We start from the raw sequence: 506 nt of genomic DNA, 5'->3' as shown, positions 1-506 counted from the left end.
AACATATGAATATGCTCGCTATGTGGATTTAAACACTATAGGGAAGGAAATATTATTAACCCGACTTGATATAGCCAAGTTAACCCCTGAAGTAGTACATGCAGAAATGCTTTATTCCGGTGGGCAGCATATATCCAAGGGAATGACACGTTTAGGAGGTTAAGAGAGTCTTATTTCTTATTAAATTTAAGCCCAACAATAATGCTATTAGAAACACTCTGTTAGCTGTCTAATCATATTTTTAATCATACAAATGAAATAGAAAGAGGGTCTTAATATGGTAAAAGGGTTAATGGGGAAACGGATTGTTTTAGGTGCATCGCGTAATACAGAAGAAATTAGTATGCTTATAGAAAAACAGGGAGGAGTTCCTATAGTTCGTTCACTTCAAGGTACTGTATTTTTAGCCGAAGAAGAAGTAGGACAGGATCTTAAGAAAATTATACAGAAGGGGACAGATTGGGCTATTTTTACAACAGGAATTGGAACACAGACTTTGTTGGATA

1 pseudogene is annotated in these 506 nt (G+C 35.6%); it reads left to right on the top strand.

What is annotated here, in order from left to right:
- Positions 1-277: 277 nt before the first annotated feature.
- A pseudogene (locus tag KW850_RS32690) lies at positions 278-506 on the top strand (uroporphyrinogen-III synthase); the annotation flags it as partial.

It is taken from the genome of Bacillus sp. sid0103 (assembly GCF_019219025.1).
This window is presented reverse-complemented; position numbering and strand designations above follow the sequence as displayed.